This is a genomic window from Limnobacter sp. (genome assembly GCF_964228395.1).
GTDB lineage: Bacteria > Pseudomonadota > Gammaproteobacteria > Burkholderiales > Burkholderiaceae_B > Limnobacter.
Genome location: NZ_CAXQZX010000052.1, coordinates 1 through 10012, shown reverse-complemented (window position 1 = coordinate 10012; position 10012 = coordinate 1). Strand labels below are relative to the sequence as shown.

General features: G+C 58.0%; 12 protein-coding genes. 9 read left to right on the top strand and 3 right to left on the bottom strand.

The window, feature by feature from the left end; all coding sequences use genetic code 11:
* On the bottom strand, nt 1-685 hold a 685-nt coding region (locus tag ACEQU8_RS04080; RefSeq protein WP_370261672.1), incomplete at its 3' end, for a VanZ family protein.
* A 68-nt stretch (nt 686-753) separates the two neighbouring features.
* Here ACEQU8_RS04080 and ACEQU8_RS04075 point away from each other — a divergent pair.
* Genes ACEQU8_RS04075 through ACEQU8_RS04065 form a run of 3 tightly spaced genes read left to right on the top strand, consistent with a single transcriptional unit; the run spans nt 754 to nt 3115 of the window.
* Nucleotides 754-1521 carry a biotin--[acetyl-CoA-carboxylase] ligase gene (locus ACEQU8_RS04075; protein WP_370261671.1) on the top strand — a complete coding sequence of 256 codons (768 nt, stop codon included), beginning with the start codon at nt 754-756 and terminating at the stop codon, nt 1519-1521.
* Complete coding sequence (locus ACEQU8_RS04070) at nt 1518-2378, top strand: type III pantothenate kinase (RefSeq protein ID WP_370261669.1); 861 nt, start codon at nt 1518-1520, stop codon at nt 2376-2378. The genes ACEQU8_RS04075 and ACEQU8_RS04070 overlap by 4 nt, the downstream gene beginning before the upstream one ends.
* Nucleotides 2375-3115 carry a hypothetical protein gene (locus tag ACEQU8_RS04065; protein WP_370261667.1) on the top strand — a complete coding sequence of 247 codons (741 nt, stop codon included), beginning with the start codon at nt 2375-2377 and terminating at the stop codon, nt 3113-3115. The genes ACEQU8_RS04070 and ACEQU8_RS04065 overlap by 4 nt, the downstream gene beginning before the upstream one ends.
* Here ACEQU8_RS04065 and ACEQU8_RS04060 read toward each other — a convergent pair.
* The gene (locus ACEQU8_RS04060; protein WP_370261665.1) at nt 3110-4207 is read right to left on the bottom strand and encodes a class I SAM-dependent methyltransferase; all 1098 of its coding nucleotides are present in this window, start codon (nt 4205-4207) and stop codon (nt 3110-3112) included. The two genes, ACEQU8_RS04065 and ACEQU8_RS04060, sit on opposite strands and share 6 nt — an antisense overlap.
* Before the next feature lie 88 nt (nt 4208-4295).
* Between ACEQU8_RS04060 and ACEQU8_RS04055 the strand changes: the two genes are divergently transcribed.
* Genes ACEQU8_RS04055 through ttcA form a run of 3 tightly spaced genes read left to right on the top strand, consistent with a single transcriptional unit; the run spans nt 4296 to nt 6375 of the window.
* Complete coding sequence (locus ACEQU8_RS04055) at nt 4296-5060, top strand: SDR family oxidoreductase (protein ID WP_370261663.1); 765 nt, start codon at nt 4296-4298, stop codon at nt 5058-5060.
* On the top strand, nt 5057-5455 hold the full coding sequence (locus ACEQU8_RS04050) for a dihydroneopterin aldolase (RefSeq protein WP_370261660.1): 399 nt from the start codon (nt 5057-5059) through the stop codon (nt 5453-5455). The genes ACEQU8_RS04055 and ACEQU8_RS04050 overlap by 4 nt, the downstream gene beginning before the upstream one ends.
* Before the next feature lie 26 nt (nt 5456-5481).
* Nucleotides 5482-6375, top strand: a complete 894-nt coding sequence (ttcA, locus tag ACEQU8_RS04045) for a tRNA 2-thiocytidine(32) synthetase TtcA (protein WP_370261657.1) — start codon at nt 5482-5484, stop codon at nt 6373-6375.
* On the opposite strand, the gene ilvA is transcribed toward ttcA, so the two are convergent.
* Entirely contained in the window at nt 6372-7892 is a 1521-nt protein-coding gene (gene ilvA, locus ACEQU8_RS04040) for a threonine ammonia-lyase, biosynthetic (RefSeq protein ID WP_370261673.1), read from the bottom strand. The two genes, ttcA and ilvA, sit on opposite strands and share 4 nt — an antisense overlap.
* Before the next feature lie 178 nt (nt 7893-8070).
* Between ilvA and ACEQU8_RS04035 the strand changes: the two genes are divergently transcribed.
* The 3 genes from ACEQU8_RS04035 to ACEQU8_RS04025 form a co-directional block, all read left to right on the top strand.
* Nucleotides 8071-8625: an SPOR domain-containing protein gene (locus ACEQU8_RS04035; RefSeq protein ID WP_370261655.1), complete on the top strand. Its 555-nt coding sequence runs from the start codon at nt 8071-8073 to the stop codon at nt 8623-8625.
* A 2-nt stretch (nt 8626-8627) separates the two neighbouring features.
* On the top strand, nt 8628-9266 hold the full coding sequence (locus ACEQU8_RS04030; RefSeq protein WP_370261653.1) for a thiol:disulfide interchange protein DsbA/DsbL: 639 nt from the start codon (nt 8628-8630) through the stop codon (nt 9264-9266).
* A gap of 30 nt (nt 9267-9296) precedes the next feature.
* Nucleotides 9297-10012: septal ring lytic transglycosylase RlpA family protein (locus ACEQU8_RS04025; protein WP_370261652.1), on the top strand; the 716-nt coding region annotated here is incomplete at its 3' end.

Sequence of the window (10012 nt, the reverse complement as noted above, 5' to 3'; positions counted from 1 at the left end):
AGTAATTTATAAAATGCGGAGCCACGGTTTCTACGCGCAAAACCCAGGCCAGTGGCAAACCCAACGGGGTTTCTTGTTGCAACGCGGGCCCCATGTAATCAAACAGGTTGCCCAACCACAACCCTGTGCTAAAAGTTGGGTTTTGCGGCGGCAAAATGCTGAGCAGCCATAGGCTGAGCAAACCCATGCCTAGCCACGCGCGGTCGATCAGCCAGGTTTCAAGGCTGCGGTTCACGGTGGGCACCAAGGTGCGTCGCCTTGTAAAAAAACTACCCAGGGCAACGCCCAGCGCGGCGCCCACGGTGTTGGTGAGCAGGTCCATCTTGGAAGGTACGCGGCTGGGCAAAAAAGTTTGCATGGATTCCAGTGCCAAAGACAAAGCCGCACAGCCCAGCACCACCGCGAGTTTGTCGAGTGTGCGCGGCTGCCTGTTTAGACCCAACAACATCAACAAGCCCAGCGGCACATAGCCCAAAATATTCAAAAAAATATCGGTCCACAGCACCGTTTGGTGCACAGGGATCCAGGGTCCGGTTAAAAATTCCAGCGCGCCGATGCCAATGTGCCGCCAGTCGGTGTACGGAAAGAGGCTCAGATGCACCACAAGGCAGCCGTATAGGCAGGCAAACATCAGAATCCCGGTGTAGGGCGTTCTTTTCACCAGTGCGGCGTGAATGGGTTGCATGGGCTTTGGGGCGTGGCTTGGTTTTAGATTGTGCTGGAAGGGTAATATGGCGCTAACATCGAGAGTCAATGTACCCAACCCGATTGATGGTAACCCAAGCCAACGTGAATTGGATCGAACTCGACACAGTCGATTCCACCAACACTTATGTGATCAACGCATGCCAGGCAGGTGCCGTGGACACGCCGCTGGTGGTGCTTGCCCACGAGCAAACCGCTGGGCGTGGCCGTGCCGGGCGAGCGTGGCAGGCTCAGCCTGGTGCCAGTTTGTGCATGTCCCTGGGGCTTGTCGTCCCCGGGGCGCTGCCCACTGCATTGCCTTTGGCCATTGGGGTGGCTGTGGCCAACGCCCTGCGTGCGCAGGGGGCGGAGGTTCAAATCAAATGGCCCAACGATTTGTTGATCAACAGCAGCAAGCTCGGTGGGTTGCTCTGCGAATCTTTTCAGGCCCAAGGCCAAACCCACATTGTGGTGGGGCTGGGCATCAACCTCAACCCCATGGCGCTGGAACTGAACGCTTTTGCCCTGCCATGCGCTTTTTTGCACGCGCAGCCCGGCGTGCAGGTTCGGTCGCCCAAGGCTTGGGCTGAATATTTGCTGCCCGCCATGCTCAATGCTGTGCAGGCAAGCGCTCAGGGAGCACTTCAGGCCACCTTGGTCAGCTTCTCTCACTTGGACGCTTGGTACAAAAAGCCGCTTCAAGTGCAAGATGGAGGTCGGGTGCTCATGCAGGGCATCGGCATGGGCGTGAATCAAGAGGGCGCGTATTTGCTCGATACCGAGGCGGGTTTGAAAGCCGTGCATGCGGGAGATCTGTCTTTGCGGGAGCGGGCATGAGCGCTTCGTCCCAACTGCTGTGCATTGATGCTGGCAACACCATGGTCAAATTGTTGGCTTGTGGGGCTCACCAATGGCCCGACTGGCAGGCCCCAGACCTACCAGTGCAGCACGTGCCCAGCCAGCATTGGGCCACACCCGAGCATGCCATGGCCCACTTGTGTGCGGCATTGCCCAGTGCCGATACCCAAGCCACCCCACCGCAGGTGCTTTTGTGTAGCGTGTTGGGGCAAGCCTTTGGCGCCACCCTGGCCCAGGCATGTGCCCAACTGGGGTGGCCGTTGAACACGCTTGTGGTGCAGCCAGGCCCCACCTTGGGCACCCGCTATTGCCCCGCCTCCCAATTGGGCCTGGACCGCTGGGCGGCCTGCCTGGCCGTGGCCAGTTTCACTTCCAGCCCGGTGAACCTGGTGCTTAGTTTCGGTACCGCCACCACACTGGACGCTGTGGTGCGTGCCGATTTGCTGCCCCAGCCAGAAGAGTCAACACCAGGCAGTGCATGGGTGCATTGGGGTGGCTATATCGTGCCCGGTGTGAGCATCATGTTAAACAGCCTGGCCAGCGCCACTGCCCAGTTGCCACAGGTTGATGTGGCCTGGTCCCAATGGCCCACCAACACGGCCGATGCGATTGGTGCGGGCGTGGCGCGCATGCAGTTGGGCATGGTTTTACAAACTTTGGGCGATCTGCGTCGTCAGTGGAGCCAGTACACCCCCATGGTGTGGTGCGCTGGTGGGCATGCTCACCATGTGTTGCCCGGTTTGCAAGACGCGGGTGTGCCGGTGGAAATGCTGCCCCATGCGGTGCTGCGCGGGGTGTTGTTTAACCATCGGGCCACGCAGGAGGGGGTGTCGTGACGCTTTGGCGACTTGCTTTGGCCGCGCTTGTGGTGCTCAACCTCGCCCTCTTGGCCTACCAAAGCTTGGGGCCCTCACCCCAGGAAAAGCGGATGCTCGAGCCAGGCTTCCGCGCAGATTGGGTAGAGGTTCAGCGCCCTTGGCTAGAGCCTGCTGCCACGGCACAGGCCTTGGTCGCTTCATCGGTTGCGCCCAAAATCGATCTTCAGGCTGGTCAGGCTCAGTTGGAGCTTGCCATTGAGAATGCCAGCAATGGCTCACTGGGTAATCGACCTGTCGATCTGGAGTGTCGCCTGTGGGGCCCATTTTTGCCTGGTGATCAAGTTCGCATTGAGGAGGCCTTAAAGCCGTGGGGCGGGCAAGTCACGCGCACCGAGCGGCAAGTGCCAGTGGGTTATGTGGTCTATCTCCCCAAAGCAGCGGTGGATTCAGGGCAAGGCATGGGCCAGTTGGCCGGCAAGGGCATCACTGACGCCTTTTACATGAACACCCCAGGCCCCATGCAGGGCACCATTTCTTTGGGGCTCTTCCGCGAAAAACTACGTGCCGTCCAGCACCGCAACGAGTTGCTGGCCAAAGGGGTGGAAGGTGTGGACATTCGCGAGCGCTTGGGGCCTGTGCGGGTGTATTTCGAATTGCGGGGCTCACCAGCCCAGGCGGCTGAGCTTCAGCAAATTTACGCGCTCAATGCCAAGGCCGAATTGGTGAATTGCCCGGCCAGCCAAACTCCGTCATAGCTTGCCGCTGTGGTCATGTCTTAAAAACACATGGTTCAAAGCCGTGCCCTCCAGGTCGACCCCCTTGGACCAGGCCAATACCTTGAATTCCTGCCCCATGTGGGCTTCGCTGAGCAGGGTGTTTACGGCTTGCCGTTGCGGTCCACCGCGAACGGGATCGTTCCAGTCGGTCGTTAAAGCTGCCCGGTCCAGAAGGCCGTGCGCCATCAAAAATTCACCTTGGGTGGTGTAGCCCTCCAATTGACCCTCGCAACTGCACAGGGCTTGGTAAACCGCCGAAAAATCGACGTGCGCTGTCAGGTCCTGTTCACCCACGTGGTTTAAAAAATCATCGTGGGCGATGTGACGCAATGTCGCTCGCAGCGTGCCTTGGTGGCGGTGCGCGGCGTAGTAATGGTCCGCATCGTGCCCATAGTCAATCATCAAAGCCAAGCCATACAGGCGTTCGGTCAGTGTGCGAACCAAGGCGGGTGCCTGTTCATTGAATTCAGACACATACCCCTCGGGCCAGGGCCCGTGGGCAAGCTGCAAGGCATTCACCCGGTCAGTAAAAGCCGGGTCGGCCGCATGCCAACGCAGGGCGAGGTGGTCGCCGTCCAGGCCTACCCATGCTTCATCAACGCCGCTGCTGTACCAGCGAAACCTGCGCACGGGTGTGGCATCCAGCACTTCATTGCCAATCAACAATCCTTCAATGCGGGGGGGCAGAGCGCTCAGCCAAGTCACTTTGTTCAGTAGCGCGGGCGGAAGTTGTTTGCTCATGCGCTCGCGCTGGGCATGTTGCAAGCCGCCGCTCACTTCAACAATTTGGTAAGCCTGTAGTACGTGGCCAATTTCAAGCAGCACATCGCAGGCCAGTTGACCCGACCCGGCTCCAAATTCGGTCACCACGGGGGGGCAGCGGGGTAGGACGCTGGCCAAAGCCCCGCCCAGGGTTTGGCCAAACAGGGGGCTCAGCTCTGGAGCGGTCACAAAATCGCCCGCGGCTCCAAAAATACCTTGCCCCCGGGCGTAGTAGCCATGCTGTGGGTGGTATAGCGCAAAGTGCATGAACGCATCAAAGCGCATGGGGGCTTCAAAATTGGACAGCATGGCGGGGGTGTGGTTTACAATAGTGGGTTGTTCTTTTAAAAATCAATGCGTTGTTGAATCTCAACTTGCGCTGAAGGCATTTTAACCCATGGCAGTTCATCCTCCGCAATTTGCACTGGTCACCGGCGGCGCCAAGCGTCTGGGGCGAGCCATTGCCCTGGAATTGGCGCGGGCTGGATGGTCGATCGTGCTGCACTGTCGCCAATCACGGGCCGAGGCCGATCAAACCTCGGCAGACATTCGCGCTCTTGGCGTGCAGTGTGTGGTGCACCAAGCCGATTTGGAAGATCCTGCGCAGGTGGATGCCCTGTTCGATGCTGCCCAGGTCGCAGGGCCCGTTCGTTGTGTGGTTAACAATGCCTCGTTGTTTGAGTTCGATGCCGGCCACAATTTTAGCTACGCATTGTTTGAGCGGCACATGGCCAGCAATTTGGCTGCGCCTATCGCGCTCACCCGGCGCCTGCATGCGCATATTCCACAGGGGCAGCAGGGCGTGGTGGTCAATTTGCTCGATCAAAAACTGCACAACCTGAACCCCGACTTTTTAAGTTACACGCTCAGCAAAGCCGGGCTGCAAACGGCCACCACCATGTTGGCCATGGAGTTGGCGCCTCGCTTACGGGTGGTGGGGGTGGCCCCGGGGCTCACCATGATCTCGCACTTGCAAACCCCAGAGCAGTTTGAGCAAACCCATCGCATCTCGCCACTTAACCGGTCCAGCGAGCCCCAAGACATTGCACAAGCCGTGCTGTTTGCCGTTCAAAGCAAGGCAATCACCGGCACAACCCTCGTGGTTGATGGTGGGCAGCATTTGGTGCCCATGTCCCGCGACTTCAGCATGATGAAACCATGACAGACTGGTTCTTTGACCCCCGCCTGGCCGATTGCCGTCGCGTGTTTATTCGTGACTTTGATGTGTCGGCTGCCATCGGCGTATTTCCCCAAGAATTGGGGCGCACCCAAGCGGTGCGAATCAACATCGATTTTTGGGTGAAATGCGCTGCCACGCCCTCAGACCGCGACACCCTGGCCGATGTGGTGGATTACGATTTTGTTCGCCCGGGCATTCACCGTTTAATCCAGGCCGGGCACATTGGCCTGCTTGAGACTTTGGTCGATAAAACGCTCGACTTGGTGCTGGAGCACCCCAAGGTGATTGCCGCTCGCGTGCGTGCAGAAAAATCCGAGGTCTACCCCGATTGCGAATCCGCCGGCGTTGAAGTGTTTCGTTTCAAGCCAGCCCAGTAATGCCCCTTTAACACCAGAGTGCCGCCATGACGCAGTTTGCAGAACAACCCATCACCCTGTTCCCCACCCGGGCCGAGCAAAAGGAGGCTTACGAAGCCCACATGCTGGAAAAGCGCCTCACCAAGCAGGTGGGACAGGCCATCGCCGACTTCAACATGATCGAAGAGGGTGACAAAGTGATGGTGTGTGTCAGTGGTGGCAAGGACAGCTACGGTTTGCTGAAGGTGCTCATGCTGATGCGCGAACGCGCACCCATCCATTTTGACTTGGTGGCCGTCAACCTCGATCAAAAACAGCCTGGCTTTCCCGAGGAGGTGTTGCCCACTTACTTGCGCTCCATCAATGTGCCGTTTCACATCGAAGAGCAAGACACCTACAGCATCGTCAAGCGTGTCATTCCCGAGGGCAAAACCACCTGTTCCTTGTGTTCGCGCCTGCGGCGCGGCATTTTGTACCGCGTGGCCAAAGAGTTGGGCTGCAATAAAATTGCACTGGGGCACCACAAAGACGATATTTTGCAAACCCTGCTACTGAATCTGTTTTATGGCGGGCGCATCAAGGGCATGCCGCCCAAGCTGGTCAGCGACAATGGTGAGCACACTGTGATCCGCCCGTTGGCGTATTGCCGCGAGCGCGACTTGGCTCGCTACGCCGAGGAGCAGCAATTCCCGATCATTCCCTGCAATTTGTGCGGTAGCCAAGAAAACTTAAAGCGCAAAGAAATGGCCCAGCTGTTGGCCCAATGGGAAAAGCACAACCCCCGATGGATCGCCAACCTGTTTACTTCGCTTTCCACGGTGGTGCCCTCGCATCTTATGGATCGCAAGTTGTTTCCCTTTGAAACCATCAAGCCTGGCGACCCCAAGCCGCAATATGGCATGCAAGGCGACACCGCCTTCGATTCAGAAGACGAGTGCTAGGTCAAAAACAGCTTGTAAGCGGGGTTGGTGGTTTCGTTCACTGCTGGGTAGCCCAGTTGGCATACAAACTTTTCAAACTCGGCCTGGTCTGCTGGCGGCACCTGAATACCCACCAGAATTCGACCGTAATCCGCCCCGTGATTGCGGTAATGGAAAAGGCTGATGTTCCAGCCCGGGTTCAAGGCGGTTAAAAACTTGGTGAGTGCGCCGGGTCGTTCAGGAAATTCAAATCGATACACAAGCTCGTGCTCAGCCAGGCCCGACCGTCCGCCCACCATGTGGCGCAAATGCAGTTTGGCCAGTTCGTCGTCGGTCAGGTTCAGCGCATCAAACCCTGCCTGCTCAAACCGCTGTTGCAGTTCGTCGGCGTGGGCGCGGGTGCCGATCTGGATGCCCACAAAAATATTGGCCTTGGCCGAATCGGACATTCTGTAGTTGAACTCGGTCACATTCGTGGGGCCCAGAAGCTCGCAAAAGCGGCGGAAGCTGCCGCGCTCTTCTGGAATCGTCACCGCAAACACGGCCTCGCGCTGCTCGCCCACCTCGGCCCGCTCGGCCACAAAGCGCAGGCGGTCAAAATTCATGTTGGCCCCGCAAGAAATGGCCACCAGGGTTTGATTTTGCAGGCCTTGGGCCTGCGCGTATTGTTTAAGACCGGCCACAGCCAAAGCGCCAGCGGGTTCCAAAATGCTGCGCGTGTCTTGGAACACGTCCTTAATGGCCGCGCATGCTTCATCGGTGGTCACGCGAACCACGCCATCCAGGTAAGCTTCGCAAAGGCGGAAAGTCTCTTCTCCGACAAGCTTCACGGCAGTGCCGTCTGAAAACAAACCCACCTCGTTCAAGGTGACTCGCTGGTGCGCTTCCAGGCTCTTCGCCATGGCGTCAGAGTCCACGGTTTGCACCCCGATCACCAAAATGTCTGGGCGCAGTTGTTTCACATACGCGCCCACGCCAGCGGCCAAGCCGCCTCCGCCAATGGCCACAAAAATGGCGTGGATTGGGCCTTGGTGCTGCCGCAAAATTTCCATGCCCACTGTGCCTTGGCCGGCAATTACATCTGGGTCGTCAAACGGGTGTACAAAGGTCAGCCCGCGTTGCTGGGCCAATTCATTGGCATGGCCGGCGGAGTCGCTGTAGCTTTCCCCATGAAGCACCACCTCTACCCAGTCGCCCCCAAATCGTTTGACAGCATCAACTTTAACGGCTGGGGTGGTCACGGGCATCACGATCACAGCAGGGCAATTCAAGCGTGCTGCCGACAAGGCCACGCCTTGCGCGTGGTTGCCCGCAGAGGCGGCAATCACACCGCGCTCCAGTTGCAGAGGCGAGAGGTGGGCCATTTTGTTGTAGGCGCCCCTTAATTTGAAGCTGAACACCTTCTGCATGTCTTCGCGCTTAAGCAGCACATGGTTGCCAGTGCGCACCGACAAGGCGTGGGCCCGCTCCAGTGGGGTTTCAATGGCCACATCGTAAACTTTTGCGTTCAATATGCGTTTTAAGTAGTCCAGACCCACGGCAAACCCTTTCGTTTCATTCAATTGGCTTGGCCAGGCGGTTTGCCCGGCCAGAGCGACACTTTAACCCATGGCGGCAATCCGAACAGCGCCCGGGCGTGCGAAGGCCTCAACTGCCCGTGGGCTTGGGGCATAATTTAGGTCGAAATCGATTCTTATTCATAGGTTTTTATCTCCCATGGCCAAATCCAAACCAAAATCCAAACCTCGCGCCAGCTTGGGCAACACCATTCCGGCCTTTGTATTTGGCATGGTGTTTGGTCTCCTGATTGCGCTGGGCGTGGCTTTGTTTGTCAGCAAAGCCCAGCTGCCGTTTTCTGGGGCCAGCACCCAAGGCGCTGAGCCCAACGTGTCGCCAGGCCCCGGCAACGGTATTCCAGACCCCAATGGGTCTATTTATGGCAAAGCCAATGTGAACCAAGGGCAGGTGGTGACGGTCAATCCTTCCGAAGCTTCGGGTGGGGCGTCTGTTGAAGCCCCCGCTCAAATTGAGCCGGTGGCTCGCACGGTGTATTTTTTGCAGTTGGGCAGCTTTCGCAATCGGGAGGACGCCGAGCAGCTTCGTGCGCAACTCGCTTTTGTGGGCACCGAATCCGAAATCGCTGTTGGCGAGGTCAACGGCAATGTGGTCAATCGCGTTCGGGTGGGCCCATTTGACAGCGCCAACGAGGCCTATCAGGCCCGCATCCCGCTAACCAAGGGTGGTTTTGAAGCCACCGTTGTCAAGGAGTAAGCATGAAACGTCGACAACTCATTCAGGCCGGTCTGGCGGCCACGGTCATTCAAGTGGCTGGTCTGCCGCTGGCGCAAGCCCAGCAGGCGGGGGCTTTTCGCAATGCCCGCCGCGAGGTGCCGCGCAGCACACCGGGCAAAATCGACGTGGTTGAGTTCTTTTGGTATGGCTGCCCGCACTGCTACAACTTCGAGCCCAAAGTAAGCGCCTGGGCCAAAAACCTGCCCGGCGATGTGGTGTTTACCAAAGTGCCCATTGCTTTCCAAAGCCAGCGCGTCAACTTTTTGGGCCACCAAAAGCTCTACTACACGCTAGAGATCATGGGCAAGCTTGATCAGGCCCACATGAAGGTGTTTGAAGCCATGCACAAAGACAAAAAACTGCTGGCCGACGATGCGCAAATTTTCGATTTTGCTCAATCCGTGGGTCTTAACCGTGAGCAGTTTGCCAACACCTTCAAATCTTTTGGCGTGGCCAGCAAATGCACGCAAGCCACCAAGTTGTTTAATGATTACGGCGCCGATGGCGTGCCCACCTTGGGCATCGATGGCAAGTTCATCACCTCGGCCTCGATTGCCGGTTCCGAAGAAAACGCTTTACGCGTGGCCGATGCGCTCATCAAGCGGCAGCGTCAGGCTTAATTGAACTCTATGGCGTACACCGAGGGGCGCATGCGAGCACAAATGGTTCATCAGTTAAGTCGCTTGGGCGGCGCTTTTGTATTGTTGCTTGGGTTGGCCGCCTGTTCGAGCGTGCCTTTGGATACCCAGGCCCCCGCGACCACCCCCAAGCCGGTGGCTAAACGCCCTTCGCCTCCCCCGCCTGTGGTGCATCAAGACTGGGAGCCCGCTCCCCAAGGTGGGGGCTATTACCTCGATGATGGCCCAGGCGACCTTCGCCCTGCCAATTTGGGTGACCTGCCTTCTGCGGTGCCGCAGGTGGAGCCCATCGCCATCCCCAACACCCGACCCTACACCGTGATGGGGCAGAGTTTTACGCCTCAGACCTCGCTTGAGGAGCCTTACAGCCAAAAAGGCAAAGCCAGTTGGTACGGTCGAAAATTTCATGGAGCAAAAACAGCCAACGGCGAAATTTACGACATGCATCAAATGACGGCGGCGCATCCCACCTTGCCGCTGCCCAGTTATGCAAAAGTCACCAATCTGGCCAATGGCAAATCCGTCATTGTTCGGGTCAACGATCGCGGGCCTTTTTTAAGGGGCCGCATCATTGACCTCAGTTATGCGGCGGCGTTTCAGTTGGACTACATCCAGCAGGGCAGCGCTGAAGTTTTGGTGGAGAAACTCACCCCCGATGCAATCGCAGCCTGGGCCTTTCATCATGGGCCTGGTGAGCGACGCCAACGGTGGCGACGCCAAGTATGGCT

Coding starts and splice junctions, on each gene's coding strand:
- ACEQU8_RS04075 (WP_370261671.1), top strand. CDS start 754: ATGTACCCAACCCGATTGATGGTAACCCAAGCCAACGTGAATTGGATC.
- ACEQU8_RS04070 (WP_370261669.1), top strand. CDS start 1,518: ATGAGCGCTTCGTCCCAACTGCTGTGCATTGATGCTGGCAACACCATG.
- ACEQU8_RS04060 (WP_370261665.1), bottom strand. CDS start 4,207: ATGCTGTCCAATTTTGAAGCCCCCATGCGCTTTGATGCGTTCATGCAC.
- ACEQU8_RS04055 (WP_370261663.1), top strand. CDS start 4,296: ATGGCAGTTCATCCTCCGCAATTTGCACTGGTCACCGGCGGCGCCAAG.
- ACEQU8_RS04050 (WP_370261660.1), top strand. CDS start 5,057: ATGACAGACTGGTTCTTTGACCCCCGCCTGGCCGATTGCCGTCGCGTG.
- ttcA (WP_370261657.1), top strand. CDS start 5,482: ATGACGCAGTTTGCAGAACAACCCATCACCCTGTTCCCCACCCGGGCC.
- ACEQU8_RS04035 (WP_370261655.1), top strand. CDS start 8,071: ATGGCCAAATCCAAACCAAAATCCAAACCTCGCGCCAGCTTGGGCAAC.
- ACEQU8_RS04030 (WP_370261653.1), top strand. CDS start 8,628: ATGAAACGTCGACAACTCATTCAGGCCGGTCTGGCGGCCACGGTCATT.